At 74.2% G+C, this 25,956-nt stretch carries 17 protein-coding genes and 1 pseudogene; 10 read left to right on the top strand and 8 right to left on the bottom strand.

Annotation, left to right across the window (positions count from 1 at the left end; all coding sequences use genetic code 11):
- Nucleotides 1-17: 17 nt before the first annotated feature.
- Nucleotides 18-379, top strand: a pseudogene (locus KME66_RS34545) (IS630 family transposase); the annotation flags it as partial.
- 37 nt (nt 380-416) lie between these two features.
- Here the strand turns inward: KME66_RS34545 and KME66_RS13380 are convergent.
- Nucleotides 417-2,033 (bottom strand): hypothetical protein, encoded by a 1,617-nt coding sequence (locus tag KME66_RS13380; protein ID WP_216322146.1) that lies wholly within the window; start codon nt 2,031-2,033, stop codon nt 417-419.
- Nucleotides 2,034-2,233: 200 nt separating this feature from the next.
- Entirely contained in the window at nt 2,234-3,616 is a 1,383-nt protein-coding gene (locus KME66_RS13385) for a transcriptional regulator (RefSeq protein ID WP_216322148.1), read from the bottom strand.
- Nucleotides 3,617-3,906: 290 nt separating this feature from the next.
- Between KME66_RS13385 and KME66_RS13390 the strand changes: the two genes are divergently transcribed.
- Genes KME66_RS13390 through KME66_RS13400 form a run of 3 tightly spaced genes read left to right on the top strand, consistent with a single transcriptional unit; the run spans nt 3,907 to nt 7,153 of the window.
- Nucleotides 3,907-4,593, top strand: a complete 687-nt coding sequence (locus tag KME66_RS13390; protein WP_073219785.1) for a bifunctional DNA primase/polymerase — start codon at nt 3,907-3,909, stop codon at nt 4,591-4,593.
- A gap of 59 nt (nt 4,594-4,652) precedes the next feature.
- Entirely contained in the window at nt 4,653-5,516 is an 864-nt protein-coding gene (locus KME66_RS13395; protein ID WP_216322150.1) for an ABC transporter ATP-binding protein, read from the top strand.
- Nucleotides 5,513-7,153: a transporter gene (locus tag KME66_RS13400; RefSeq protein WP_216322154.1), complete on the top strand. Its 1,641-nt coding sequence runs from the start codon at nt 5,513-5,515 to the stop codon at nt 7,151-7,153. The genes KME66_RS13395 and KME66_RS13400 overlap by 4 nt, the downstream gene beginning before the upstream one ends.
- Before the next feature lie 224 nt (nt 7,154-7,377).
- Here KME66_RS13400 and KME66_RS13405 read toward each other — a convergent pair whose 3' ends face one another.
- Both KME66_RS13405 and KME66_RS13410 read right to left on the bottom strand, forming a co-directional pair.
- On the bottom strand, nt 7,378-8,271 hold the full coding sequence (locus tag KME66_RS13405) for an alpha/beta hydrolase (protein WP_073219776.1): 894 nt from the start codon (nt 8,269-8,271) through the stop codon (nt 7,378-7,380).
- A gap of 606 nt (nt 8,272-8,877) precedes the next feature.
- The gene (locus KME66_RS13410) at nt 8,878-9,570 is read right to left on the bottom strand and encodes a metal-dependent transcriptional regulator (protein ID WP_216322157.1); all 693 of its coding nucleotides are present in this window, start codon (nt 9,568-9,570) and stop codon (nt 8,878-8,880) included.
- A 231-nt stretch (nt 9,571-9,801) separates the two neighbouring features.
- Between KME66_RS13410 and KME66_RS13415 the strand changes: the two genes are divergently transcribed.
- Nucleotides 9,802-10,557, top strand: coding sequence for an SIS domain-containing protein (locus KME66_RS13415; protein WP_216322160.1), 756 nt, complete (start codon nt 9,802-9,804; stop codon nt 10,555-10,557).
- A gap of 360 nt (nt 10,558-10,917) precedes the next feature.
- Complete coding sequence (locus tag KME66_RS13420; RefSeq protein WP_253208319.1) at nt 10,918-12,198, top strand: hypothetical protein; 1,281 nt, start codon at nt 10,918-10,920, stop codon at nt 12,196-12,198.
- 384 nt (nt 12,199-12,582) lie between these two features.
- Here KME66_RS13420 and KME66_RS13425 read toward each other — a convergent pair whose 3' ends face one another.
- A complete protein-coding gene (locus tag KME66_RS13425) occupies nt 12,583-14,007 on the bottom strand; it encodes a PAS domain S-box protein (RefSeq protein WP_216322164.1) in 1,425 nt (474 codons plus the stop codon).
- A 667-nt stretch (nt 14,008-14,674) separates the two neighbouring features.
- Nucleotides 14,675-15,316, bottom strand: coding sequence for a pyridoxamine 5'-phosphate oxidase (pdxH, locus tag KME66_RS13430; RefSeq protein WP_073219765.1), 642 nt, complete (start codon nt 15,314-15,316; stop codon nt 14,675-14,677).
- Nucleotides 15,317-15,583: 267 nt separating this feature from the next.
- Between pdxH and KME66_RS13435 the strand changes: the two genes are divergently transcribed.
- On the top strand, nt 15,584-16,687 hold the full coding sequence (locus KME66_RS13435; protein WP_032764213.1) for a citrate synthase 2: 1,104 nt from the start codon (nt 15,584-15,586) through the stop codon (nt 16,685-16,687).
- 121 nt (nt 16,688-16,808) lie between these two features.
- Nucleotides 16,809-17,369, top strand: a complete 561-nt coding sequence (locus KME66_RS13440; RefSeq protein ID WP_216322168.1) for a VOC family protein — start codon at nt 16,809-16,811, stop codon at nt 17,367-17,369.
- Between the two features lie 216 nt (nt 17,370-17,585).
- Here the strand turns inward: KME66_RS13440 and KME66_RS13445 are convergent, their stop codons facing one another.
- Nucleotides 17,586-18,260, bottom strand: a complete 675-nt coding sequence (locus KME66_RS13445; RefSeq protein ID WP_216322171.1) for a bifunctional 2-polyprenyl-6-hydroxyphenol methylase/3-demethylubiquinol 3-O-methyltransferase UbiG — start codon at nt 18,258-18,260, stop codon at nt 17,586-17,588.
- A gap of 128 nt (nt 18,261-18,388) precedes the next feature.
- Here KME66_RS13445 and KME66_RS13450 point away from each other — a divergent pair, with 128 nt between their 5' ends.
- Nucleotides 18,389-19,027, top strand: coding sequence for a helix-turn-helix domain-containing protein (locus KME66_RS13450; RefSeq protein ID WP_216322173.1), 639 nt, complete (start codon nt 18,389-18,391; stop codon nt 19,025-19,027).
- Nucleotides 19,028-19,406: 379 nt separating this feature from the next.
- Complete coding sequence (locus KME66_RS13455; RefSeq protein ID WP_216322176.1) at nt 19,407-20,603, top strand: alanine--tRNA ligase-related protein; 1,197 nt, start codon at nt 19,407-19,409, stop codon at nt 20,601-20,603.
- Nucleotides 20,604-20,701: 98 nt separating this feature from the next.
- Here the strand turns inward: KME66_RS13455 and KME66_RS13460 are convergent, their stop codons facing one another.
- Nucleotides 20,702-25,756, bottom strand: coding sequence for a hypothetical protein (locus tag KME66_RS13460; protein WP_216322180.1), 5,055 nt, complete (start codon nt 25,754-25,756; stop codon nt 20,702-20,704).
- Nucleotides 25,757-25,956: the final 200 nt, after the last annotated feature.

Here is a 25,956-nt window from a genome sequence, read left to right on the forward strand (position 1 = left end):
GGCATCAGGGACTCCACAAATCTCGGTACAGCTCATTCCTTGAATTTAGCCGCTACCTGCGCACACTCCACTCGGCCCACGTCCGCATCGCGATGGTCTGTGACAACTTCTCTCTGCACCTGACCACGAAGAAGTGCCAGCGAGCCGGAGACTGGGCCGCGGCTAACAACGTTGAGATCGCCTAGACGCCGACGAACTCCTCCTGGCTGAACGCATCGAGGCCCAGTTCACCGCCGTGCGCTACTTCACCCTCGGCGGCACCGATCACGCCACCCATAAGGAACAGGGCAGCATGATCCGCCGCTACATCATCTGGCGACACCGCCATGCCGACGACCGGCGCCCACACGCCGTCGTCGACAGGGCAAACGTTGCCTGATCCGGCACTAGACCCGCCATGGGCGCCGCGCCGGGTATCAGAGCTCGGTCGGCGTGTGCTCGGTCAGGCCGTACTTGGCCGCGATCGTGTTCCAGAGGGTGGACGCCTCGCGCTTGGCCTGGGTGGCCACCCCGCTCTGGTTGTTCGCCTTGGCCGTCTCGTTCGTCGACCGGGCCTGGCCGCCCTTGCAGACGTTCTTGTTCTTCTTCGCCTGCCGCGCCCAGGCCGCGTAGTGGTCGTCGGCCGCCGCCGAGGCCTTCCACGCCCGGTTCAGCGCGGCCGTCAGCTTCGCGTTCTGCGGGAGCTCGTCCACGGTCAGGCCGTCGAGCCGGGTCACCAGGTCGCGGCGCTGCTGGGCGGCGCCCCTGAGGTCGGCGTCCGCCCGGTCCAGATCCTTGCAGGACTTGATCTTCTCGACCGCGCTGATCACCGTGGCCCGGCTGTTGTTGCTGTCGGCCAGCAGCTTGTCCAGCGCCTCGGCCTGCGGCTTCGCCGGGTCGGCCGACGCCTTGGCGGTGGGTTCCGCCTCGGCCGGTGAACTCTGCGCGGCGACCGGCTGCTTGTCGTCCTTGCCGGAGTCGTCGCCGCCGCTCATCAGCGCGCCCGCGCCGAGCCCGATGACCGCGCACCCGACGACGACCGCGGCGATCAGCGGAATGTGCGCGGACCGCCGGCGCGGGGCCTCGCCGCCGTGCTGCGGGACCGGCCCGTCCTGCTCCGAGCGGCTCTGGAAGCCCTGGAGTCCGGACTGGTAGCCGACGGACGCCTGCGGCGGCAACGGGCCGCCCTGGGAGGGGTGCTGGGGCTGGTGGCCCTGCTGCTGGTACGGGGGCGGGGGCTGATGGCCCGCGTCGAACTGCGGCATCTGCTGTGTGGCGCCCGCCGGTTCCTCGCTGCGGAACAGGTTGTCGAACTCCGCGGGCGGCTGCCGGTCCTCCGGCGTGCCCGGCGTGCCCGGCCTGATCCCGTACGGGGCTCCGCCCGGCACCGGGGGGATGTACTGGGTCGCGTCCGCGTCACCGCCGCCCGGCTGCGGCCCGACGGGACCGGGGCCGCCCGGGACGGGCGCGATGTACTGCGTGGCGTCCGCGTCACCGCCCGGAGCCCCCTGACCGCCCGGCATTCCCTGACCACCCTGACCGCCGGGCATGCCCTGGCCCCCCGGCATGCCCTGACCGCCCGGCGCGCCCGGCCCGGCCTCCGGCGGCAGCGGCTGCGCGTACGGAAGCGGCTGGGACGGGGGCTGCTGGGACTGCTGGTCGTGCTGAGGGTGCTGGTACTGCTGCGCGTACGAGCCGGGCTGCTGCGGCTGCTGGTAAGCCCCCGGCTGCTGCGGCTGCTGGTACGCCCCCGGCTGCTGGTACGCGTCCGGGCCCGGCGCCTGCTGCGCGGGCGGCAGCGGCTGCGCCTGCGGGTAGCCGTAGCCCCCCTCCGCACCCTGGTCCGGCTGCGGCGCCCCGGCGGACTGCGGCCCCCAGGCCTGCCCCCACGGTTCACCGCCCGCGGGAGCGCTCTGCCCGCCCTGCCCGGCCGGGGGCGCTCCCGGGGTCCAGGGGGCTCCGCCGTCGGCGGGCAGCACGACACCCTCGTGCGCGGGTCGTGCGGCGGGGAGCTGGTGCTCGCCGCCCTGTCCGCCCTGTCCGCTCTGCGTCACCGGGACTCCTACGTGTGAACCTACGGAATCGTCGGCTCACGCTATCGGGTGGCCGCCCGGCTCCGCCAAGCGCGTGGTACCCCTCACCACGCCTTCACAGGATGGGTAACATCCCGCGGCCCGACGACGCTGTTATGGGGCCGGACCGCCGCACCGCGCTTCCGGGGCGGCCCGGACCGCCCCGGACGGCCACCGGATCCTCACGCCGCCTGGAGCTCCAGCCGCTCGCCGAACTCCCGCACCGCGGGCTCCTCGCGGAAGGGCGTCAGCCGCTGCTGGAGGTCGTCGAGATATTCGGCGCCCCGGCTGGAGCGCACCGTCGACAGCAGCTCCATCGCCCGGGTCCCCGTGTGGCAGGCCCGCTCCACCTCCCGCTGCTGCACCTGGGCCGAGGCCAGCAGCACCAGCGCGATGCCCCGGCGCCGGGCCCGGGTCTCCGGCAGCGCGGCCAGCGCCTCCTTGGCCCGCCGGGCCGCCTCCTGCGGCTGCCTCAGATCCCGGTGGCAGTGCGCCAGTTCGTCCGCGAGATACCCGCTGTCGAAGTGCCGGATCCAGACCGGATCGTCGCCGGTGTCCGGATCGGCCTGCTCCAGTGCGGCGACGGCACGCCCCGTCACCGCGTGGCAGGTCCGGGCGTCCCCGAGGAGCGCGTGGCCCCGGGCCTCCGCCGCGTAGAACATGGCCTGGGCGCGGGGGGTGACCTGCCCCCGGGCCCCTTCCTGTGCGGCGCGGGCGAGTTGGGCGATCTCCCGCGGGTTGCCGAGCTGGGCGGCGAGGTGGCTCATCGAGGCGGCCAGCACGTAGCCGCCGTACGCCCGGTCGCCCGCCGCCTGGGCGAGCCGCAGCGCCTGGATGTAGTAGCGCTGGGCGAGGCCGGGCTGCCCGGTGTCGACCGCCATGTAGCCGCCGAGCTCGGTGAGCCGGGCCACCGCCGCGAACAGCTCGCGGCCCACCCGTTCGCGGTACGACCCCGAAAGCAGGCCGGAGACCACGCTGTTGAGGTAGTGCACGAGCACCGGCCGGACGTGGCCGCTGCCGAACCGGTGGTCGAGGTCGGTGAGCGCGGTGGTCATCGCCCGCACCGCCTCGACATCGGACATCCCCACCCGGGTCCCCGCGGTCCGCTCGACCTGGGCGTCCGGGCCCGAGATCAGCCAGTCCCGGCTGGGCTCGACGAGCGCGGACGCGGCGACCGCCGACCCGGTGAGCTGATCCCTGCGGCCCACGTCGCCGCGCCACAGCTCGCAGACCTGCTCGACGGCCCCGGCGACGGTCGGCGCGTACTGGAGGCCGACGCCCGAGGAGAGGTTCTTGCCGTTGGCCATGCCGATCTCGTCGATCGTGACCGTACGGCCCAGCTTGCGGCCCAGCGCCTCGGCGATGATCCCCGGGGCCCGGCCCCGGGGCTGCTGCCCCCGCAGCCAACGGGCCACGGAGGTCTTGTCGTAGCGCAGATCGAGCCCCCGTTCGGCGCCGACCATGTTCACCCGGCGCGCGAGGCCCGCGTTGGAGCAGGCCGCCTCCTGGATGAGCGTCTGGAGCCGTTCGTTGGGCTGGCGGGCTACGAGAGGCCTTGCAGCCATATGTCCCCCTGAAGCATCGGTTATGTGCAGTGATCGGTGAAAGGGATCACTGCCCGGCACATACACAAGAAATGCGCATATTCCATCGGCATTCGGTACGGGCATGGCGCGTCGCACCGTCGCGGAGGGCCGGAAGCGGTCCTGGGCGGCGGTCCTGGAGGTGGTTACCCGCCCTTCGGTGCGAGACCTCGCGCGCGCCCCCGCCCGTGCACCGATGCGCCCCACGTGCAGGATCGATGCGCCGGGCACCGGTTCAGGGGAGGCCGTAACCCCAGGTGACGGCGGAAGTTGTGCTGGGCGTGGAGAAGCCCATCGGAGTCACGGAAGCCGCACAGGTCCCCCAGCAGCGGAGCGAGCTGCTGCTCGACGCCGCAGTGCGGTATGCGGAAGAACGTCACTGGGACGTGTTCCCCGGCACCTGGCTGGAGGCGGTGGGCGGCGGGGAGCGGTGTTCCTGCGGCGACGCCGGCTGCGCCCTGCCCGGGGCACACGCGGACCGGCCGGACTGGGCGGGCCAGTCGACCGGCAGCGGTGCCGCGGCCCGGCGGATGTGGTCCAGGCAGCCCCGCGCCTCGGTGCTGCTGCCGACCGGCCGGTCCTTCGACGCGCTGGAGGTGCCCGAGGCGGCGGGCTTCCTGGCGCTGGCCCGGATGGAGCGGATGGACCTGACGCTCGGCCCGGTCACCTGCACCCCCGACCGCCGGATGCTGTTCTTCGTGCTGCCGGGCGGCGCCGCCAAGGCCGCCGAGCTGGTGCGCGCGCTCGGCTGGAACGCCGCGGCGATCGATCTGACCGGCCGCGGCGAGGGCCACTACATCGCCGCCCCGCCCACCCGGGTCGGCGGCCGGGGAGCCGTGCAGTGGGCCTGCGGCCCCACCAACGCCAACCGCTGGCTGCCCGACGTGGACGAGCTGATCAGCCCGCTGGCGTACGCCTGCGCCCGGGAGGCGGCCGCCGCCCGCACCCGGACCGCCTAGGAGACCGGGAGCCTTTCGTAGGGTGTCCTCATCACGTGGGGACATCGAAAGGCTGTGCCATGCCGGACCGGGCAGATGCACGTAGGACGTCGGACGCGGCGACAGAGACCGCGACGAGCGGGGCGACGGACGCGGCGACGGGCGGGGCGCACGAGGTGCGGCCCGCCGTCCGTGTGCAAGGGCTGTGGAAGCGGTTCGGGGAGCAGGTCGCGGTCGCGGGGATCGATCTGGAGCTGCCCGCGGGCAAGTTCATCGGGCTGGTGGGGCCCAACGGTGCGGGCAAGACGACGACGCTCTCGATGGTCACCGGGCTGTTGCGGCCCGACCTGGGGAAGATCGAGGTCGCGGGCCACGACGTGTGGACGGACCCGGTCGAGGTGAAGTCCCGGATCGGGGTGCTGCCGGAGGGGCTGCGGCTGTTCGAGCGGCTGTCCGGCCGTGAACTGCTGGCGTACAACGGCCGGCTGCGCGGGCTGCCGGGCGACGAGGTGGACCAGCGGGCCACGCAGTTGCTGGACGTGCTGGATCTCGCGGGCTCGCAGCACAAGCTGGTCGTCGACTACTCGACCGGTATGCGGAAGAAGATCGGGCTCGCGGCAGCCCTGCTCCACAATCCCGAAGTGCTCTTCCTGGACGAGCCGTTCGAGGGCGTCGACCCGGTGTCGGCGCAGACCATCCGGGGCGTGCTGGAGCGCTACACCCGGTCCGGCGCGACCGTGGTCTTCTCCAGCCATGTGATGGAGCTGGTGGAGTCGCTGTGCGACTGGGTCGCCGTGATGGCGGCGGGCCGGATCACGGCGCGGGGCACGCTGGCGCAGGTGCGCGGCGACGCGCCCTCCCTCCAGAGCGCCTTTCTCGAACTGGTCGGCGCGGGCGGCCGGGACGACGGGGACTCCCTCGACTGGCTGGGCGGCTCCCGATGAGCGTGCTGGACACCCCGGTCTCCACGGCCGCCCCGGTCGCGCCGACGGCGGGTCTGACCCCGGTCTTCGTCCGTCTCAAGCTGGCCCTGCTGCGCAACGGGCTGCGGCAGTCGTCCGGGCGGAGGGCGGCGTTCATCGTCTCTCTCGTCCTCAGCCTGCTGCTCGCCGCGGGCCAGGTGCTGGGCCTGGTCCTGCTGCGCGGCAACGAGCACGCGGGCACCGTCGTGGTGCTGCTCACGGGAGTCCTGGCGCTGGGCTGGGCGGTGCTGCCGCTGTTCTTCCCGAGCGGTGACGACACGCTCGACCCGACCCGGCTGGTGATGCTGCCGCTGCGGCCCGAGCCGCTGGTCCGGGCCCTGTTGGTGTCCTCGATGATCGGTATCGGCCCGCTGTTCACGCTGTGCCTGGTCGTCGGCTCGGTCCTGGCGCTGGCGCACGGGGCGGCGGGCGTGGTGTTCGCGGTGCTCGCGGTCCCGCTGACGATGCTGCTGTGCGTGGCGCTGTCGCGGGCGGTGGCGACGGCCAACGTACGGCTGCTGAACTCCCGCAAGGGCCGCGACCTCGCGGTGCTGAGCGGGCTGGTCATCGCGGTGGGCATCCAGTTCGTCAACTTCGGCGCGCAGCGGCTCGGCCGGGCGGGCGGGCTCTCCACGCTGGACCCGGCGGCGAGCGTGGTGCGCTGGCTGCCCGGCGCCTCCGCCGTGGCGTCGGTGGACGCGGCCTCGGACGGGGCGTACGGGGTCGCCGCCGCTCAGCTCCTGATCACGGTGGCGGCCCTGGCGGCGCTGTTGTGGCTGTGGCAGCGGAGTCTGGTGAAGCTGATGACCGCGCCGGACGGTTCGACCCTGGCGGCGGCGGAGCCGGCCCGCGAGAAGGCGTCGGGCCAGGGTGGGCTTTCGGCGCTGCTGCCGGAGGGCCGTACGGCGACGGTGATGCAGCGCAGTCTGCGGTACGTGGCCCGGGACCCGAAGACCAAGGCGGCCTGGGTGACGGCGCTGGCGGTCGGTGCGATCGTGCCGCTGCTCAACGCGGTCCAGGGCACCGGATCGGTCTACTTCGCGTGCTTCGCCGCCGGGATGCTCGGCATGCAGATGTACAACCAGTTCGGCCAGGACACCTCGGCCTTCTGGATGGTGGCGCTGACGATCTCCTCGCCCCGGGACGCGTACGTCGAACTGCGGGCTCGGGCGCTGGTCCTGCTGCTGCTCACCCTGCCGTTCACGCTGCTGGTGTGCGGGGTGACGGCGGCGGTGATCGGTGACTGGCGGTCGCTGCCGGGCGCGCTCGGCCTGTCCTGCGCGCTGCTGGGTTCGATGCTGGCGACGGGCGCGGTGGCCTCGGCGCTGTTCCCGTACTCGATTCCGCAGGAGGGCGCGTTCAAGAACGTGGTGCCCGGACAGGGCGGTCTGGCCTGGATCTCGATCCTCGGCGGCATGCTGGCCGCCGCGCTGCTGTCCGCGCCGGTGATCGTGCCGACCGTCTGGATGCACGTCGGGGGCCATCACGACGCGCTGTGGCTGATGGTGCCGGGCGGGTCGGTGTACGGGGCGCTGGTCGGGTGGGCGGGGCTGCGGTTCGCGGCCTCGCGCACGGCGAACCGGCTGCCGGAGATCCTGGCGGCGGTCAGCAAGGGCTGAGCCGCCGCCCTCGACGGAGGTGAAGGGCCGGGGCCGGGGCCGGGATGCCCGCGGGCCGGGGCCCGGGCCTGGATGCCCGCGGGCCGGGGCCCGGGCCTGGATGCCCGCGGGCCGGGGCCCGGGCCTGGATGCCCGCGGGCCGGGACCCACGGGCCCCGGGGCCCGCGGACCACCGGCTGCGGACCACGGGCCACGGTCCACCCGCCACGGTTACCAGCTACCAGCTACGGGGAGACCGGTTCGCGGTCGCCGTGGTTGTCCTCCGCGAGCTGTTCCAGGAACGGCTCCACCGCGGCCCGCCAGCCCTCCGGCTGGTCGTAGTGGACGAGGTGGCCGGCGTCCGCCACCTCCGCGTACTGGCCGCGGGGCAGGACCCGGACCATCTCCTGCGCCTCGGCGCGGCCCAGTTCCCCGTCGAGGCCGCGCAGCACCAGGGCGGGGCACCGGACCTGCGCCAGCTCCTCCCAGTGGGCGTCGAAGACCCAGGTGGCGCGGGAGCGGAGCATCTGACGGCGGGAGAAGACCGGGCGCCAGCCGTCCTCGCCCTCGGTCATCACCTCCGCGTAGAACTCGCCGCGCGCGGGGCTCGGCCGCTCCACCCAGGGGTCGTCCTCGCCGAACCACTTCCGTACGTCGGCGAGAGTGGCGAAGGGCAGCGGCCAGGAGTCGAACCAGTCGCTCCACTCGCGCTGGGAAGCCGCCCCGAGGGCGGAGGCCCGCATGTCGCAGATGACGACGGCGCGGACGAGGTCGGGGCGCTTGGCCGCGAGCTGCCAGCCGGTGAGGGCACCCATGGCATGGCCGACGACCGTGACCGGGCCGAGCCCGAGCTGTTCGATCGCGGCCTCGGCGTCGGAGACGTAGGCGTCGCGGGTGTACGGGCCGTCGGCGGGCTTGTCACTGCGGCCGTGGCCACGCTGGTCGAGGCCGACCGCGCGGTACCGCTCGGCGAGCCAGCGAGCGGTCGGGGCCCAGTGCGAGGCCCGGCCCATCAGCCCGTGCAGCAGTAAGACCCCGGGAGCGCCGGCCGCTTCCGCGCGCTCCTTGGGCGGGTCGGCGAACTCCCATGCCGCGAGGCTCACGCCGTCGGTTCCGGTTACGTCGATGCGCCGCACCATCGTCCTGGCACCCCCTTCTGGATCCTCGGTCACCGTGTGGTCGCGCCGCCAGGCTATCGAACTTGTATTCGAAAACAGGGTTCCGCCACCCAACACCCCACGTTCGGGTGACACCGGTCAAGGATTGATGCCGACCGGCCTGGGGAGATCTTCAGCGGGAGGCGGGCCGCTCGGGGACAGGGGCCCGCGGGACCTGACCTGAAGAGCTCGGGGCTCCAGGTCAGCACAGGGGAGGAATGGCCCCGGCGTCTTCGGACGCCGGGGCAGCTCTCTGTCCGGAGACGGTCGTCGGCAGCACCGGTCCGCAGACGGCTGTCGACGGCGTCGGTCCGGAGAGGACCCTCGGCGGGCTTGCCCCGGAGACGACCGTCGGCGGTCTCGACAACGATGGCACCTGTGCGGTGCGCGTGATGGTGCGACGGGCGCATTCCCTGCTCCCTCCCCGACCGTGCCGACCGGAGCCGGCCGACACCTCAGGTCCTCTGCCCTGGCATCAGCCTGGCATGTGACGCGTCCGGGCGCTGCCGTTCCGGACGGAAACCGGCGAGCGCACATCACGGTTGTGTTGCCGCGCGGCAACGGCGCCGCCGCGGGGCGGCGGCGCTGTCAGCGCTTGGCGACGAACACGTGCGAGGCGATGTCGGCGTCCAGCTCGGCCGCCTCCCCGCTGGAGCCGACCAGCACCCCGCCGGGCGACTCGGTGACACTGACGACAGACCCGGGCTGCACCCCGGCCCTGCGCAGCGTGTACATCAGCTGGGCGTCGGTCTGGATCGGCTCCCCGATCCGCCGCACCACGACGGTCTTGCCGTCGGCCCCCGGGTCCAGCTCGGCCAGGCTCACCATGGAGGCGTCCAGGAACGACTCGGCCCCGGCCTTCTCGCCCAGCTCCTCCAGGCCCGGGATGGGGTTCCCGTACGGCGACTCCGTCGGGTGGCGCAGCAGCTCCAGCACCCGCCGCTCCACCGCCTCGCTCATCACGTGCTCCCAGCGACAGGCCTCGGCGTGGACCTGCTCCCACTCCAGGCCGATCACATCGACGAGCAGGCACTCGGCGAGCCGGTGCTTGCGCATGACGCGGGTGGCGAGGCGGCGGCCCTCCTCGGTCAGCTCCAGATGGCGGTCCCCCGCGACCTGGACCAGTCCGTCCCGCTCCATGCGGGCCACCGTCTGACTGACGGTCGGACCGCTCTGGTCCAACCGTTCGGCGATACGGGCACGCATGGGGACCACACCTTCCTCTTCCAGTTCGAGGATGGTGCGGAGATACATCTCCGTGGTGTCGATCAGTCCGGACATACGTGCCCCTCGATGCAGTGACTAGAGGACTAGAGAACGTCGTGCGATGGCCCTGCACCAATTCTGACGCATGGCGCGGACAACCGTGCCGCCCCCGTGCGAGCGGGTGCGGGCGCGGACGCCGGGCGGTATTGACAGCCCACTGGTCCAGACCGCAACGTGATCGGCGGCACAGGCATTCCCGGGCCGCCGCACGCCCGCCCCACCCCCCGTCGAAAGGGCTCTCCCTCCATGAGCGACAGCAAGCTGGCCGGTCAGTTCTTCGATGCGGCGATCGACCTGCTGGCACGGGTGCGGGACGAGGAGGCGGAGAGCATCGCCGCCGCCGGCGCGGCCGTCGCGGACACCGTCGAGTCGGGCGGCCGGCTCTTCGCCTTCGGTGCGGGCCACTCCTCGCTGGCCGCCCAGGACGTCGTCTACCGCGCGGGCGGCCTCGCCCTGATGAACCTGCTCACCGTGCCCGGCGTGGTCGGCGTGGACGTCATGCCCGCCCCGCTCGGCTCGGCGCTGGAGCGGGTCGACGGGCTGGCCTCGGCCGTTCTGGACTCCAGCCCCGCCACCGCCGGGGATCTCCTGGTGATCATCTCGCTGTCCGGGCGCAACGCCCTGCCGGTCGAGATGGCGCAGAACGCCCGTGCCCTCGGGCTGAAGGTCATCGGCGTCACCTCGGTCGCGTACGCGGAGCACACCCGTTCCCGGCACGCCTCCGGCGGCTTCCTGCGGGACCACTGCGACATCGTCCTGGACAGCAAGATCGCGATCGGCGACGCGGAGCTGACGGTCCCCGGTGTCGAGGCCCCGTTCGCCCCCGCCTCGACCGTGGTGACCAGCGCGATCATGCAGTCGATGCTGGCGGCCGCCGTGGAACGGCTGGTGGCCCGGGGGGTCGAGCCGCCGATGCTGCGCTCGGGGAACGTGGACGGCGGCCACGAGTGGAACGGCCGGGTCATGACGGAGAACCGGGACCGGATCTTCTACCGCCACTGAGCCCGCCCCTCCGGCGGTCCCGGCCACCGCCACCGCCACCGGCCACCGCCACCGGCCCCGCGCCCCGGGAGCCGAGCGAGCTGGGCGTCGAGCACGTCGTGCAGGACCCCACCGGCCCCGGACCCCCGAAAGCCGCACACGCAGGACTCCCCGGGCCGCCGCCCCGTCGCCCTGCTCGTCGGGGCCCGGGGCAGCCGCGCGGCATGCGGACGGCTCCGGCAGGTTGCCGGAAGCGGGCAGGCAACGGCGCACACCGCTGCCCGCTCCCGTTCTTGCTCTTCCGTCTTCCGATCGCGCAAGCTGGGCGCGCGGGGGGGGGCACGGGGCACCACGCCGATGAGCAGAGCAAGGGGTGGGCGGGTGAGACACATACCCGTGTTCCGGTGGTTCCTGGCCCTCGGGCTGGCTCTGATCACCTGGTCGGGCTTCCTGTACGTGACCGCGCCGGACTTCCCGGAGCTGGAGCAGGTCGATCTGACCGTGCTGGAGGAGAAGCCCGACGGAACGTGCCGGGTCTCCTATGCGAACCCCTTCGCGTTCGACGACGAGCGCGAAGAGCCGTACCGGTGCGACCCCCGCCGCAGCTCGGCTCTCAAGGCGCCGGAGTGGGACCCGGAGACCGGCTTCGGCTGGGACAGCGGGTGGGTGGTCGCCGAGGGACCGGACCAGGGCGAGCTGTACTCCCTGGACGAGGACGGCAAGGCCTACGACGAGCAGATCGAGCGCTCCGACACGTTCATCATGGCCGGACTGGTCCTGACGGTCACCGGCCTCGTCGGCGGCAACATCCGCTCGCTGCGCCGGATACGCGGCGTGCGACCCGGCGTGCTCCGCCGGGCGACCCAGCTCAAGGAGGCCGCCGGCACGGTGGCACGGGACCACCGCCGGGCCCTGGAGGACGTGCGGACGGCGTGGGCGCCGCTGCACCGGGAACTGGTGGACGGGCGGTTGGGCCGGATTCCGGTGAGCCGGATGCGGGGCCTGGCCGAGACGCGGCTGAGCGCGCGGGAGCTGGAGAAGGGCGGCGTCCGCACGGTGCGGGACGTGCTCGACGCCGGGACGTGGGCCCTCGCGCAGTTCCTCGGCATGGAGAGGGACGCGGCCGAGCGGACGATGGCCGAGGCCCGGCGGACCGCCGACACGGTGGGCCGGGAGGTGACCGTACGGTTCGAGGCGCACGGCCCCGACCCGCGGACCACGGCGCTGCTCGCCGCACTGCGCGTCCTGGTGGACGCCGGCCCGGACGCGCGGGAGGCCGGGCGCGCGGGCGCGGAACTGGCCGCTCGGCTGGAGCCCCTGCTGATCACCGCCGAACCCGCGTCCGGGGTACGGGAGATGCTGCGGACCGGCCCGTACGAGCGCGAGAACACCCTGGCAGCCGTGACCCAGCTGCGCCTGATCCTGGACCGCGCCGGGCGGGAACGCCTGGCGGAGCGCTTCGCCCAGGCCTCGGTCGACCTGCTGCGCGGCCCCGACGCCGGTGCGGACCAACTGGCCACCTGGACGGACTTCGAGTCCCGCCCGGCGGCGTACTACGCGGCGCTCGCGGAGGCGGTCGAGAACGAGGCCCCGGAGAGGACCTCCGCGTCGGCTCCGATCCCGGACGGAGCCGGGCTGACGGGCAGCCGACGCCGCAGGTGAGACCCTGCGGGGTCCCGGCAAGCGACGGAGCCGGCGGCCCCCCGGGGGGCGGAGGTCTTGGGGGACCCGGCGATCCCGGGGCCCCGGGGGCCCGGGGCCTGGGGCCCGGGGATCCAAGGGTGCCCGGGGGCCCGCCACCGCGCCGGCCCACGGATGAACCCGCGTGGGCAGCGGGCCGAAGCGCGGCACACGTCGTACGGCAGGCTGCCCACAGCACACCTCGTACGGCACGCGTCGCACTCCACCCGGCACGCGGCTCACGTCATACGGCACGCGTCGCACTGCAAGCTCCACGCGGTACGCCTCACACGTCGTGCGGCGCCCGGCAGGGGGCGGGGGCACCCAGCACCCGGCCGTTGAACGCCACCCTGTCCACCCGGGGCGTCAGCCGGCCCCCCGGGTCGCCTGCGCCAGGTCCACCGCCCCCGCGACCCGGGCCGCGACCGTCTCCGCGTACGCCGTGTCGGTGCGCTCGAAGGCGGCCCGGTTCGCCGCGCGGAGGAACGTCAGCACGCCCAGGGTCCGGCCCCGGCTCCGGAGCACCGCGCAGAGCGCGTGCGCCGCGTCCCGGGGCCAGCGGCGCTCCACGGCCCAGGCGGCCGGGTCGGCGGCCCCGACGGCGGCGCTCGTCCGGACGGTGCCGGTCCGCTCGACGGACTGGAGGGCCGGGTGGCCGGGGGCGTACCGGGCCGGGACGGAGCCCCCGGCGACCAGCAGGCACGGGCCGGGCGCGTCGAACGGGGTGGCGGCCGTACGCACCAGGCGCTCGCCCGCCACCAGGTCGACCAGGACGTGATCGGCGAACCCGGCGAGCGCGAAGTCCAGCAGTGTGGTCGCCGCCTCCATCGGGTCCTCGCACTCGCAGGCCGTACGGGCGGCCCGGTGCAGCTGGCTCGTCCGGAACCGCAGCCGGTCGGCCTCCTGCTCCGCGAGCTTGGCGGCGGTGATGTCCTGGAACAGCCACCCCACCCCGAGCGGAACCGGCTCCTCCGTCATCGGCGAGGCCAGCCGCAGGAATCCGCTGCGCCAGCACCGCCGCCGCTCGCCCTCGGCCGTCCGCAGCGTCACCCACAGCTCGGCAGGGGCGCTCGGGACCCCTTCGGCCAGCACATGGTGCAGCGCCGCCTCCAGCTCCTCGACGCCCTGGACCACCAGCTCGCCCAGCGGACGGCCGAGGAGGGAGGAACGGCTGCCGCCCAGCGCGCGGGAGGCGTACGCGTTGACGACCGTGGGGCGCAGGTCCACGTCGACGAGGACCACACCCCAGGACGCGTCCTCCAGCAGCGCCTCGCTCAGTGCGATGGCCCGCTCCAGGTCGATCCGGGCGTGCACCTCGCTGAACGCGCAGTAGACCCCGGCCGGCTTCCCGTCCGCGCCGCGCACCCCGGCGGACTGGGTGCGCACCAGCACCCGGCCGCCGTCCTTGCGCAGCAGCGCGAACTCGTGCACCTGCCGCCCCGGCGCGTCCATCACCGACATCAGCCGCGCCCGCACCTCGTCGGCGTCGGCCCGCCGTACCGCCCAGCCGGCGAAGCCGCTGCGGCCGACGGCCTCGTCCGCCGACCAGCCGAGGACGCGCTCGGCCTCGCGGTTCCAGTGGGTGACCGTGCCGTCCGCGTCGAACGCGCAGAGGGCGGCGTCCATCCCGTCGAGCAGCGCCGCCAGCAGCTCGGACCCGTCGGGCGCCCCGGGAATCCCGCCCGCGCCAGCCGGAGCCCCGGGGTCCGCGGAGCCCCCCGGCGGCCCGCCGCCGGAATGCTCGTCCGGACCGAGCTCGTCGGTCGTCCCGCTGCTCCTGGAAGCACCCACTCCGTACCCCCCGCAGAATGTGTCGGCCGTTTCCCCACGCGACGCCGCGTGTATTGCTGCACGTCAGACCATTGAACTCGAACGTGACCCAGCACACATCGACTTCACCGAAATCGTTGCTCACGCCACGGGCCCCTCGACGGGTTCGCGCCACGTCGCATATGTGAAGCGCATACGAGCAGCGGGCATGCCAGAGCCGCGTCGAGCCCCCGGCCGCCGTCGGGGAAGCCGGTGCGGGACGGCACAGAAACCCGGCGCGGGACGGCGAGGGAAACCGGCGCCCGACGACCGGGGTGAGCCGGTGCTTGGCCGAGACGGTGGCCGGGTGCCGGACGACAGGAGAAGCCGGTGCCGGACGGCACGTGCCGAGTGGCGACGGCGCGTGCCGGATAAATCGCTTGAACCGCGATCGGGGCGGCTCCTAGGCTGTGGGCAGCGAAGAAAGGAGGTGTTCCGGAAGTGATTTCTTCTCGGACTCGTGAGGTGGCTGCGGGCTGACGCCCGTCGTCGCGCTCTTTGCAGTGCAAGGCCGGATGTCGGCCAATTCCCAGCAGTCACCGACCCGCAGGCTCGCCGGTAAGTCCGGCCGGCTCCTCTGTGCACGGAGGAACCAGAGCCTGCGGGTTTCTGCGTTGTGCGGGCCTCTGTCCGGGGCCGGGCGACGGCCCTACGGGCAGAGCCGCTCCACCCGCCACGCACCCCCGTGCGCCCCGTCGCCCTCCCTGACGTACCGCAGCCGGTCGTGCAGCCGGTTCGCGTGCCCCTGCCAGAACTCGATCGTCTCGGGCACCACCCGGAAGCCGCCCCAGTGCGGCGGGGCCGGGACCCGCTCGCCCTCGGGGTAGCGGGCGGCCAGCTCCTCGTACCGGGCGATCAGCTCCTCGCGGGAGGCGACGACGCTGGACTGGTCGCTGGCCCACGCGCCGAGCTGGGAGCCGTGCGGCCGGGTGCGGAAGTAGGCGACGGTCTCCTCGCGGGAGGTGCGGGCGGCGGTGCCGGTGACGATGACCTGGCGGGCCATCGGGTGCCAGGGGAAGAGCAGGGAGACGTACGGGTTCGCGGTCAGCTCGCGGCCCTTGCGGGAGCCGTAGTTCGTGAAGAAGACGAAGCCCCGGTCGTCGTACTGCTTGAGCAGCACCGTTCGCGAGGACGGGCGGCCGTCCGCGTCGGCGGTGGAGACGACCATCGCGTTGGGCTCGTGCAGCACGCCGCCGACCGCGACCTGGCGGAACCAGCGGGCGAACTGCTCCATCGGATCGGCGGCGAGGTCGCCCTCGACGAAGTCCTCCGAGCGGTACTGCTCGCGCATGGCCGCGGGATCGGTGGTGAAATCGTCCGGGAGGGGTCCCGTGGAACCTTCTGGTGTGGGCACGGGCCCCATCCTGCCGCAGGGACCGAGTGTTCCCGGCTCCCAGGGGCCGTAACCGCGCCCCGCCGAAAGGGGGCCCTGTGCCGGATGTCACGCTTCCCCGCATCGGAGGAACCCGCCAATATCTTGGGGCAGGCCGCTGTGGCCTCCGCACAGCCCAGCACGCCGCGCACCGCCCGTCGCCCGCCGAACTGAGGGAGCCGCCTGATGTCCGACTTCGTACCCGGTCTTGAGGGAGTCGTCGCGTTCGAAACGGAGATCGCCGAACCGGACAAGGAGGGCGGCTCGCTCCGCTACCGCGGGGTCGACATCGAGGACCTGGTCGGTCACGTCTCCTTCGGCAACGTGTGGGGGCTGCTGGTGGACGGGGCGTTCAACCCCGGACTCCCGCCCGCCGAGCCGTTCCCGATCCCCGTGCACTCGGGTGACATCCGGGTCGACGTCCAGTCCGCGCTGGCGATGCTCGCCCCGGTCTGGGGTCTGAAGCCGCTGCTGGACATCGACGAGGCGACCGCCCGGGACGACCTGGCGCGGGCCGCAGTGATGGCGCTGTCGTACGTCGCCCAGTCGGCGCGCGGCCAGGGGCTGCCGATGGTGCCGCAGAGCGAGATCGACAAGGCGCACTCGGTGGTCGAGCGCTTCATGATCCGCTGGCGCGGCGAGCCGGACCCGAAGCACGTGAAGGCGGTCGACGCGTACTGGACGTCGGCGGCGGAGCACGGCATGAACGCCTCGACGTTCACCGCCCGGGTCATCGCCTCGACGGGCGCGGACGTCGCGGCCGCCCTGTCCGGCGCGGTGGGCGCGATGTCGGGCCCGCTGCACGGCGGCGCCCCGTCCCGGGTCCTCGGCATGATCGAGGAGATCGAGCGTACGGGCGACGCGACCGCGTACGTGAAGCAGGCCCTGGACCGGGGTGAGCGCCTGATGGGCTTCGGCCACCGCGTCTACCGCGCCGAGGACCCCCGCGCCCGCGTCCTGCGCCGCACGGCCCGCGAACTGGCGGCCCCGCGCTTCGAGGTGGCGGAGGCGCTGGAGAAGGCGGCGCTGGAGGAGCTGCACAACCGTCGCCCGGACCGGGTCCTGGCGACGAACGTGGAGTTCTGGGCGGCCATCGTGCTGGACTTCGCGGAGGTCCCGGCCCACATGTTCACCTCGATGTTCACGTGCGCCCGTACGGCGGGCTGGTCGGCGCACATCCTGGAGCAGAAGCGCACGGGCCGCCTGGTGCGCCCGTCGGCGACGTACGTGGGCCCGGGGACGCGGGATCCGCGCGAGATCGGCGGGTACGAGGACATCGTCGCGGGCTGAGCCGGCCCGGGGCCGTTCCCGGGGCCGGGACCGTTCCCGGGGCCGGGACCGTTCCCGGGGCGGTGAACGTGCCGGTGCGGGGTAGACGTACCGGCACGTTTCCGGCACGAGGAGGCAGACGATGACCACGCCCCGCCCGTCCCTGACCCTGTCCAGCACGGTTCTCGACGCTCCGGACGCGGCGGAGCTGGCGGACTTCTACCGCCGCCTCCTGGGGTGGGAGCCCGTGCGGGAGGAGCCCGGCTGGGTGAAGCTCCTGCCGCCCGGCGGCGGTCCGGGCCTGAGCTTCCAGACCGCGAAGCCGTACGTGCCGCCGGTCTGGCCCGCCGCGTCGGGCGACCAGCTGATGATGCTGCACCTGGACTTCGAGGTGGCGGATCTGGAGGCGGGCGTGGCCCACGCGGTCGCGGAGGGCGCGAGGCCTGCGGACTTCCAGCCGCAGCACGACGTACGGGTGCTGTTCGACCCGGCGGGCCACCCGTTCTGCCTGTTCGTGAACGAGGAGGCCCGGGGCGAGCCCCCGGCGATCAACCCCGCGTGGGTGGCGGAGCAGACCCGGGAGATCGCCGAGCGGGACCGGCTGACGGTCCAGGACGCGGTGGCCCCGGGGCCGGACGCCCCAGCCGCCCCGGACACTCCGGACGCCCCGGCACGGCAGCCGGAGCCGGGCACGCCGGCCTGACGCAGACCCGGCGTCCCCCGCGGAGGCGTGACGCCGACCCGGAGGACCACGTGCCCCAGCCATGGCGGATCCGGCGAACGGCGTGCCTGAGCCGTGGCGGGCCCGGCGGACGACGTGACCCAGCCGCGGCGGGCCCGGCGGACCACGTGACCCAGCCATGGCGGGCCCGGCGGACCACGTGACCCAGCCATGGCGGACCCGCGCGCACAGCGTGACTCAGGCGTGGCGGGCCCGGCGGACGGCGATGACGTTGTCGGTCACGGTCGCCGTCTCGCCGCCGGGCCCGGTGGCGGTCCGCGCGGGTGCGTGGCAGCGCTCGGTGTGCCATCCGTCGCCGAGCCGCAGCGACGCGCGCACGTCCTCGGGGCTGGGGAACCGTACGTCCTCGTGCCCGTCCCGCCAGGACCAGGGGGCGAGCGAGGCATGCTCGACCAGGACGAGCAGGCCGCCGGGGGCGACGGCTTCGGCGGCGCGCCGGAGGACCTGTTCGCGGGGGGTCTCCACAGGGGTGTGGAAGTAGCTGGCGGTGACCAGGTCGAAGGCCCCGTCGGGGAAGGACCGGGCGAGGTCGTGCCGACCGGTGTGGACGCGGCCGGTCAGCCCTGCCGCGACGGCCCCGGCGGCGACGCGTTCCAGGGCGGTCGCCGAGACGTCGACGGCGGTGACGTCCCAGCCGAGCGAGGCGAGCCAGAGGGCGTCGCCGCCGTGCCCGCAGCCGAGGTCGAGCGCACGACCGCCGCCGCCCCCCGGCCCGGGGGCCAGCGCTGTGACGACCTCGGCGAGGACGGCGTTGGGCCGGGTGCCCCACTGCGGGTCGACGCCGGCGTAGTGGTTCTCCCAGAACGCGGCGGAGTCGGTGGCGTCGGTGGCACGGGAGGTGTCGCTGCTCACGGCGGATCCCTTTCGTTTCCGTTCTCTGTTTCCTGTGTGACGTTTCCTGATTTCTGCTGCTGGGAGGAAGGTGCGCCGCGGCCTGCCGCCCTTGCAAGCTTCCATGCCGTTTCGGCAACCTGGCGGGCATGGCAGCCACGGAAGACACAGCGGGGCCCGCACCCAAGGGCGGCAAGGACGGCGTCCTGGCGGCGGTGGGCCCCCGCCTGCGCGAACTGCGCCGCAGGCACGGCATGACGCTGGCCGAGCTGGCGGAGCGGACCGGGATCAACGAGAGCACCCTGTCCCGCCTGGAGGGCGGCACCCGCAGGCCGACGCTGGAACTGCTGCTGCCGCTGGCGGAGGTCCACCAGGTCCCGCTGGACGAACTGGTGGGCGCGCCCCGCACCGGAGACCCGCGCATCCACCTCCGCCCGGTGACGCGGGACGGTCTCACGTACGTACCGCTGAGCCGTCCGGGCGGGGTCCAGGCCCACAAGCTGCTGATCCGCCCGAGCCCGGCGGGTGCGGAACCGACGCTGCGGACCCACGAGGGCTTCGAGTGGCTGTACGTGCTGTCCGGCCGGCTCCGCCTGATCCTGGGTGAGCGGTCCCTCGTCCTGAAGCCCGGCGAGGCAGCCGAGTTCGACACACACGTCCCGCACTGGCTCGGCCCCGACGACGACCGCACCGTGGAACTGCTCGTCCTCTTCGGCCACCAGGGCGAACGGGCCCACCTGAGGGCCCGCCAGGGGCCTTTGCGAGGATCGGCGGATGGGACACCCTGAGGCAGCATCCGTGCGTCACTCCCCTTCGACCATCAAGGGCTGACCCGGCTGCTCCGCCGGCCGGGAACGCCACATCGGCCCACGCGCCGCCCGCCGGACGGGATCGTCGCATCGACCCACGCGCGGCCCGCCGGGCGGGAAATGCGGATGCCCGCGCCGGCCGGGCCGCGCTATCGTCCCCGGTATGAACGTCACCGGCCGAAGCACCACCGCGACCGCGCGAGCGACCAGCTCGCCGGTTGCCGCCGCCTGACTTCCTCTCCCCCGGCGACCGGAAACGGTCCGTCGGCAGTGCCGTGGAGCCTCTGGCCCCGGCCGGGTGACTGAACGGTTCCGTTCTCCGGTGCCTCCCCCGCAGCCCCGCGAAGGAGCCACCCCCATGCGCACGGACCAGCTCATCAGGACGTTCGTCGAGTACTACGAGGAACGCGGCCACCGCCGGATCACCGGCTCGACCCTGCTGCCGCCCCCCGGCGACCCCGTCCTCTTCACGACCTCCGGCATGCACCCGCTCACCCCGTACCTGGAGGGCCGCCCGCACCCCCTGGGGAAGCGCCTGGTCAACGTACAGCGCTGTCTGCGCACCACGGACCTGGACGAGGTCGGGGACGCCACGCACCTGACGGTCTTCGAGATGCTGGGCACCTGGTCGCTGGGCGACTACGGGGGCCCGCTCAGCCTCGACTGGGGGTACGGGCTGCTCACCGAGGGCCTGGGCATCGACCCCGGGCTGCTGCACACCACGGTCTACGCCGGGGACGGCCGGACGGGGACGGGGCCGGACACCGATTCCCTCGAACTGTGGCAACGGCTCGGCGTCCCCGTGGAGCTCACGGTGGAGGACAACTGGTGGCCGAAGAGCGTGGACGACGACGGGGGCGACGGCCCGGTCGGTCCGTGCGGCCCCGATTCGGAGATCTTCCTCTGGAGCGGCGACGGTCCGCCTCGGTCGACGCCCACCCGCGACGACCGCTGGGTGGAGGTGTGGAACCACGTGACGATGACCCACCGCCGCCTCGACGACGGTTCGCTCGTCCCGCTCCCTCGGCGGAACGTCGACACCGGACTCGGCCTGGAGCGGCTGGCCTCCCTGCTCCAGGGCAGGTCCTCCGTCTTCGCGTGCGACGTCTTCGATCCGTGGCGCCGCCTCGTACCGCCCCTGTGGCCCCTGGAGGAGCCCGAACTCCGCCTGGTCGGCGACCACCTGCGCTCGGCCGTCGTGGTGCTCGGCGACGGCGTGCGCCCGTCGCACACCGGCCGCGGATACGTGCTGCGCCGCCTGGTACGCCGGGTGCTCACCGTGCTGTGGCGAAAGGACGCCTCACGCAGCCTCGGGGACCTGCCGGAGGACCTGGTCCGGCACACCCTGGACCACTTCCGCCAGGACGCCCGCCCGGCCGACGTGTTCCGCACCCTGCTCGACGAGGAACACCGGTTCGGCCGCCTCCTGGAACGCGGCCGCCGCGTACTCGCCCGCCCCCGCTTCCGGGGCCCGCTGACCGAGGAGGACTTCCACTACCTGCACGACACGCATGGGCTGCCGCGCGACCTGGTGACGGGGCTGCGCGAGGAGTGAGGAGGCTCGGCCCTCCCCCGTGGCCGCGGCCCTCCCCCGTGGCCGCGGCCCTCCCCCGTGGCCGCGGCCCTCCGCCGTGGCCGCGGTGCTCCCCCAGGTCAGGGCCCCGACGGCGGCGGCGCGGCCGCGGCCCGGACCCCGAGGTGGTCGCGCGGGTCGGTCACCGCGTCCGGGCGGGCTGCCAGCAGGCGTCGCGCCACCGGGAGCGGCATCCGGACCACCACCGGGCGGGGCAGGGTCAGTTCGCGTTCCGCCACCGTCGTACGGGAGGTGCGCACCCGGTCCGTGACCCGCGCCACCACCCGTACGTCCAGCGTGAACTGGACCAGCACCGATGTGAACTTCGGTTTGTGCACGGGCATCGAGCCCGCACCGTGGGCCGACGCGCCGCTCGCCGAGCCCGCGCCGCCCGCGTTGCCCAGCAGTTGGTTCAGCCGGAACTCGTCGGCGTTCAGCACCCCGGCGCCGACGAGTCCGCGTGCCTGCCGACCCTGTTCGGCCGAGCTCTGGCCGTCGGTCTGGGTGGGGCGGGGCGCTCCCGGGGCACTCTGGGCGATCGTCTCGAACGCCATCTTGTCCCCGGCCCCCAGCACTCGGCCCGCCCGCAGGCGCGCGTGCACCGAGGCCCGGAGGTCCTGGCCCGACGGGCCGCTCGCGTGGACCGGGGGCAGTTCCGCACCGGCGTTGGTGAGCAGGGGCAGGGCCGAGATCAGCCACTCGGTGGAGACCGCCTCGCCCAGCGTGTACGCGGCGGCCTGGCCCTTGCGGTGGAAGCGGTCGCCGCCGCCCGCCGCCCGTATCGCGGAGGACACCAGCTCCCTGACGCGCGGGGCGCCCTGGAAGCCGTTCACCTGGGCTTCGATCGGCAACGGCACCCCGCCCGACCGCCAGGCGCCCAGCCCGGCGGGGTCGCCGGGCGGGCTGTCCGACGGGGCGCGCACCGGCGCTCTGCGCGGCGCGGTCACCCGGCGCAGCGCCGTGAGGTCGCTCTCCAGGATCCGGTGGACCAGCGACGTACGGCCGGTGGCGGCGAACGCCAGCCGGCGGTCTCCCCGGTGGAGTTCGAGGGTGGCGATGACCGGTACCCGCATCTTCGCCGCCTTCGCCGTCTTGGCCTCCGCGACCGTCTTCATCCCCAGCTGCCCCCGCGCGGCCCCGCCCCGGCGGCGCCCGGCGCCCGAGGCGGCTCCCAGGCCGGCCGCGGCCCCGGTGCTCCTGACCGGCCCCGCCCCGCCGTCCGGTTTGCCGGAGCCCGCGAGGACGCCTTCCACTCCGGTGGTCTCCCGCTCGTCGTGCGACGTGGCCTGCTGGGCGACCGCCGAGGTGATGTACTCCATGTCCCGGCCGTCGTCCGCCGCTCCCTCCCACGACCCCGCGCCGACCCGGTCCACCGTGAACACCGCCCAGTACGGCGTCCTGCGGCCGTCCAGGAGTTCCACCGTGACTCCGCCGTCCATCGCGCTGCCCAGCAGACCGGTGGAACCGTCCCGGTCCAGGACCCGCAGCAGGCGCTGCACGTTGTCGTTGCGGTCGCGGAGCTGCCGGCGGGGCAACAAGTCATCGGCCAGGTCCTGCCGGCCGGTCCGCGCGAGGCTTCCGCGCAGCCGCTCCAGCAGGGGGACGAAGTCCGGCAGCTCCTCGATCATGCCGAAGCCGAGCGGCAGATCGCGGGCCAGGGCCGGTCCGGGGCGGGCCTGCCCACCGCCCCCGGACGCCCTTGCCGATGCCTGGGCCGCCGCGGACGTGGACGCCACCGGCGGTGCCGTTGCCGGTGCCGTTCGAGCCGGTGCCGGTGTCGGTGTCGCCGCCGGTGCCGGTCGCGCCGGTGCCGAGGCCTCCGCATCCAGCTTCAGCGCCTTGCGCGCCGACTCCGGCAGCTCCACCCCCGCCGCCCGCAGCTGCTCCGCCGTCAGCCACACCGCCGCCGCGCCCGGCAGGGTGCGGGCCGCGTTCGCCACGTAGGGGCCGCCGCCGGTGACCTTGACCTCCGCGACCATCGTGACCAGCAGATCGCACCGTACGAGATACAGCGGGGCCTTCTTCGGCGTGTGGGCGTTCCGCTCCACCGTCCCCGACACGGTGGCCGCCTCGCTGTCGCCCTCGCTCGTCGTCCTGAACCCCGACAGCCCCTCGCCGACCCGCCAGTCCGCGCCGTTCTGCACGCCGGTCGCGCCGACCTGCACCGTGCTCGCCGTGCCGCTGCTCAGCTGGCCGCCCGCCTGATGGCCGCCCAGGACGAACGTCTCCGTCCCCGGGCCCGCCGCCTCGTGCACCAACTGCGGCGCGGCCAGGGCCAGGCGGGTGCCCACCGCACCGTCCAGGGCGGCCAGGCGGCGCGGGTGACGCAGGTTCTTCACCACCCAGCCGGAGGAGGCGGCCTGCCGCAGCGCGCCCGTGATCGCCTGCGGGCTGAAGCGCTCCTCGACCGCGAGCCGGGGCGCGAGACCCTCCGTTGCGAGCGCCGGGTCCTGGCGGCCCGCCTCACCCCGTGCGGCGGCGCGGGCCAGCAGTGTGAGGGCCAGGTCCCGGACCGCCTGCCCGTCACCGACCGTCTCGACCAGTTGCCAGTCCCGTACGAGCCGCCCGGTGGCCGGGGCCGGGGCGAGGGCGGCCAGATCGCCGATCCCGGCCGCCCCCACGGGCTGCTCGGGGCCCGGGGCCCGGCCGCCGCCCGCGTCCAGCCGCCGCTTCTCCTGCGCGCCGACCGTGAACTCCGCCGGCGTCAGCAGCCGTACGTCCTGCTCCTCCAGGTGCAGCCCGGACAGCAGCCTGGCCTCCGGCGCGTCCCGGCCGGGGCCGCCCGGGGCGACGGCACGGGCCAGCTTGCGCTGCCGCGAGGTCATGGTGACGTCCACGTTCAGGCGGAGCGCCGCCCCGAACGCGCTCGCCTTCTCGGATCCGTTGGTGAGGACGTCGGTACGGGTCGTGGGGCCGCCCTGGTTGCGGCGACCGCCGGAGCTGGTGCGTTCGTAGCGGGCCGAGCCCGTGAGCGCGCCCGGGACCAGGCGGGCCTGCGCCAGCACCATGCCGCCGATCGAACGCGAACTGCTGCGCCCGGTCTGCACGTTGGCCGCCACTCCGGCGTGGCTGCGCACCAGCCAGTCGTCGATGTCGCCGAGGTGGGTGGCCTCGCCCAGATCCCCGTGGACCCGTACCTGTACGTCGTGGGCGTGCATGGCGGTCTTGCGCCGCAGGCGCACCCGGATGCCGGTGGACAGCAACTGGTCCTTGTTCACGCGCAGGTTGGTCTCGGAGAGGGTGGCCATCAGGTCGCGGTAGTTGGCGCGTTGGGCCTCGGCCTCCTCCCTGCTGGCGCCCGCGGAGGGCGCGGTGGCACCGAACGCGGGCAGGTAGCCGGTGAGCCGGGGGTCGGTGGCGAACAGCTCCTGCACGGCCTTGAGCATGGGGGCGGTGTCGAGCCGTCCCAGGGTGACGCTCGACCCCATGGCGCCGAAGGGCAGGTGCCGTTGAGACCCCGCGGCAACGCGCTCCCCGCCCTCCGACGTGCCTCCGGCCGCCTCCTCCGCCCCCTCCGTCGGCGGCTTGAGGAAGTCGCCCGCCTGTTTCCCCGGCGGTAGCGGAAGCCCCAACTCCTGTGCCTCGTCCGCCCGCAGCGTGACCCAGACCTGAAGGGTGTGCGTGGCGACCCGGCTCTCCGGGCGCAGGATCATCCCCGCCGAACGGGGGCCGGTGCCCTCCACGGTGAGCCGTACGGTCCCGAGGTACAGCGCCTTCTCACCGCGCACCTCCGCGCCCTGCCTGCTGGAGACGGTCTGCTCGTTCACGCTGTACCGGGCCTTGCGCGCCCCGGCGACCGGCATCGCGGTGGCCCGTACGACGGCCGCGTTGGCCGCCGCACCCAGCCCGACCGCCGGTCCGACACCCGCCGTGACCGCCCTCCCCTTGCCCGCGCTGTCGGCCGTGGAGTGCTGGGACTGCTGGTGCGTACGCAGTTGGGTCTTCCCGGCGCCCCAGGCGGGGGACAGTCCGGTGACGACGGCACGCATGCGGTAACTTCCCGCACCGGTTCCGTCCTTGGCGTACAGCTCGTCGCCCGTGACGCCGTCGCGCAACAGCCGGGGCAGGTCCTCCAGCACGGTGGGCGTGGCGGTCGCCTCGTACAGTCGGGAGCGGCCGGGCGCTCCGGGCGCGGTCAGGGACGGGTGCAGGACGGAGGCGACCGCGTCGAAGAGCCCGCCGCCGCCTTGGTGCGGTGCGGCGGTGTCGGAGACGCCGACCGGGGCGAGCGAGTCGGCCAGCGAGACGCTCCGGGCGAGGCGGTCGTCGGCCGGTCGCGGCCGCTCCGGGGCCCCGGTGCCCGCCGGGATGAGGTGCTCGGTGGGCACGCGCTGCGTGAGCGTGCCGGAGCCCCGGAAGGACTGCTCGTCGCCGCCTGCCTGCCGCCGGATCCGTACGGTGTAGAGAACGCGGCGCGGCACCTCCACCGAGCCCTGGTCGCTGCGCAGCACGCGGGGTTCGGCCACGCCACGCTGGGTGCGGGAGTCCCGCGAGGACTGCCAGGGCTGCACGCTGCCGGTCACCGCGCCGCCGACCCACAGCCCCGGTGCTACGGGGGCGAGCCCGAACGCGGTGCCGCCGGCACCGGTGCTCGTGGAGTTGCCGGTCGTACTGCTCGCGGTGGCGGCGCTGTGGTGATGGACGTCGACCTTGGTGTCCTTGCCCTCGGCGTCGTCGAGGGCGGCGAGCGGCGCCCCGCCCGGGTCCGGCGCGGCCGACGGCAGGTCGGCGGCCGGGTGGAAGGTGGGAGGCCGGTCGTCCGGAGCGGGTGCGATGCTCACGGTCACGTCGAACCCTCCGCCACCGCCCTGCGCCCCCGACGGAGCCGGTGCCCCCGGCCCGCCCTCCACGGCGAACGCACGGCCCCGCCCGAAGAACGACTCGGGACGGCCGGACAGTTCGGCGGCGATCGCGGCCACCGTGCCCTCGCCGTGCCCGACGACGGCGGCGATCGCGGTGCGGACGAACTCCTGCCCGGTCAGCCCGTACGCCGTGGACAGCCCGCCCGCCTCCAGGTCCATCAGGTACGGCGGCAGGACGAGACCCTGTTCCGACCGCTCGTCGATGGCCGGGGGCCGGACGACGGGCCGTTTGCCGCGCCGTACCGCCCGCGTGGTGGCCGCGTTCCCCATCATGCGCTGCAGGGCCAGCAGACCCCCCGCCCCACCGCCGACGACCCCTGGCACGGCCGGAAGCCCTGCCCGACGCACCTGCTCAGCACCCCCGGCCACGCCCCGCGCGCCCTCGGGTCCGCCCCCGCCGTCGCTCTCCGACCTCTGCCGCTGGCTCCGCACGGCATCAACGTAGCCAGCGGCACGACAGCCGGAGGCCGTTC

It is taken from the genome of Streptomyces sp. YPW6 (assembly GCF_018866325.1).
Lineage (GTDB): Bacteria > Actinomycetota > Actinomycetes > Streptomycetales > Streptomycetaceae > Streptomyces.

What these genes read in the sequence shown, in the direction of transcription:
- KME66_RS13385 (WP_216322148.1), bottom strand. Translation starts at nt 3,616, where the DNA reads ATGGCTGCAAGGCCTCTCGTAGCCCGCCAGCCCAACGAACGGCTCCAG.
- KME66_RS13395 (WP_216322150.1), top strand. Translation starts at nt 4,653, where the DNA reads ATGCCGGACCGGGCAGATGCACGTAGGACGTCGGACGCGGCGACAGAG.
- KME66_RS13400 (WP_216322154.1), top strand. Translation starts at nt 5,513, where the DNA reads ATGAGCGTGCTGGACACCCCGGTCTCCACGGCCGCCCCGGTCGCGCCG.
- KME66_RS13405 (WP_073219776.1), bottom strand. Translation starts at nt 8,271, where the DNA reads ATGGTGCGGCGCATCGACGTAACCGGAACCGACGGCGTGAGCCTCGCG.
- KME66_RS13410 (WP_216322157.1), bottom strand. Translation starts at nt 9,570, where the DNA reads ATGTCCGGACTGATCGACACCACGGAGATGTATCTCCGCACCATCCTC.
- KME66_RS13415 (WP_216322160.1), top strand. Translation starts at nt 9,802, where the DNA reads ATGAGCGACAGCAAGCTGGCCGGTCAGTTCTTCGATGCGGCGATCGAC.
- pdxH (WP_073219765.1), bottom strand. Translation starts at nt 15,316, where the DNA reads ATGCGCGAGCAGTACCGCTCGGAGGACTTCGTCGAGGGCGACCTCGCC.
- KME66_RS13435 (WP_032764213.1), top strand. Translation starts at nt 15,584, where the DNA reads ATGTCCGACTTCGTACCCGGTCTTGAGGGAGTCGTCGCGTTCGAAACG.
- KME66_RS13440 (WP_216322168.1), top strand. Translation starts at nt 16,809, where the DNA reads ATGACCACGCCCCGCCCGTCCCTGACCCTGTCCAGCACGGTTCTCGAC.
- KME66_RS13450 (WP_216322173.1), top strand. Translation starts at nt 18,389, where the DNA reads ATGGCAGCCACGGAAGACACAGCGGGGCCCGCACCCAAGGGCGGCAAG.
- KME66_RS13455 (WP_216322176.1), top strand. Translation starts at nt 19,407, where the DNA reads ATGCGCACGGACCAGCTCATCAGGACGTTCGTCGAGTACTACGAGGAA.
- KME66_RS13460 (WP_216322180.1), bottom strand. Translation starts at nt 25,756, where the DNA reads ATGATGGGGAACGCGGCCACCACGCGGGCGGTACGGCGCGGCAAACGG.